This window comes from Psychrobacillus sp. (assembly GCF_056205495.1).
In genome coordinates this window covers 1-1,509 of record NZ_JBAEAP010000359.1, presented here as the reverse complement: position 1 = coordinate 1,509, position 1,509 = coordinate 1, and the positions used below count along the sequence as shown (strand labels likewise).

Sequence of the window (1,509 nt, the reverse complement as noted above, 5' to 3'; positions counted from 1 at the left end):
AGACAACACATCACATCAACTCCTTGGCTCACAGCACGACATGGCTACGATCCGACTTCAGAAAAAGGGCAGTATGGAGTAGGAATGCTGTTTTTTACTCAGGATGATGAGGAAAGACAGGCGATAGAACTAAAAATAAATGAGACGATTATTTCTGAAGGTCAAGAGCTAATCGGATGGAGGACAGTCCCTACTGATAAGAGTCAGTTAAGTGAATCCGCTAGAGAGTCTGCACCTGTAGTGCGACAAGTATTTATTAAGGCTAAAGATTTTAAAGACTCGCTAGCGTTCGAACGGAAGCTGTATGTCATTAGAAAGCAAGTAGAGCATTGGGCCCAGCAGGAAGCTAAAAAATTCTACTGCCCAAGTCTTTCTAGTCAGACAATCGTTTTTAAAGGAATGTTAACTCCTAAAGAAGTAGACGAGTTTTATGTAGATTTACAAGATGAACTTTTCACTTCTGCATTTTCTTTAGTACACTCTCGTTATAGCACAAACACATTCCCAAGCTGGGAGCGTGCTCATCCGAATCGCTATATCGTTCATAACGGGGAAATAAATACGCTACGAGGAAATGTCAACTGGATGAAGGCCCGTGAGCAACAATTCGTGTCGGATGCCTTTGGTGAGGATTTAGAAAAATTACTTCCTATTATAGATACTAATGGAAGTGATTCATCTATGCTCGATAATGCATTTGAATTTTTTGTTTTAGCTGGTAGGTCTCCGGCGCATACGGCAATGATGCTTATACCAGAGCCGTGGACAGAGAATCCTCACATTTCTCAAGAGAAAAAAGCATTTTATGCTTACCACAGCTCTTTAATGGAGCCATGGGATGGTCCAACAGCTATTTCATTTACAAATGGAAAGCAAATTGGGGCTATTCTAGACCGCAATGGTTTAAGGCCGGCACGTTATTATGTCACAAAGGATAACTATATTATTTTTTCTTCTGAGGTTGGAGTAGTTGATATTGAAGAAGAAAATATTCTTTATAAGGAACGTTTAAGTCCGGGAAGAATGCTGTTAATTGATTTGGAGCAACAAAGAATTATTTCAGACGAAGAAATAAAATCTGAAATGGCAAGAGCACAACCATATCAGCAGTGGTTAAATGATCATCAATACAAGGTAACAGCTAAGGAAGATAAACAGGAAAATGTAGAGGACCTATTGTTCCGTCAAAAGGCATTTGGTTATACGTATGAGGATATACACAAATATATCCTGCCAATTGCGATAGAAGGAAAAGACCCTATTGGTTCAATGGGGAACGATACTCCATTAGCAGTTCTATCCGATAGACCGCAATCTCTTTTCAATTATTTTAAACAGTTGTTTGCGCAAGTAACGAATCCACCAATCGATTCTATCCGGGAACATATTGTTACCTCTACGATGACGTTGCTTGGTGCAGAAGGTGACTTACTTAACCCTGGAGAACTCAATGCACGTCGAATCTATTTGGAAACACCTGTTTTAACGAATGGACAGCTTCAATCCATA

The 1,509-nt window shown here is 39.7% G+C and carries 1 protein-coding gene; it reads left to right on the top strand.

The window, feature by feature from the left end; genetic code table 11:
- Nucleotides 1–1,509: glutamate synthase central domain-containing protein (locus AC06OU_RS10820; protein ID WP_475855721.1), on the top strand; the 1,509-nt coding region annotated here is incomplete at both ends.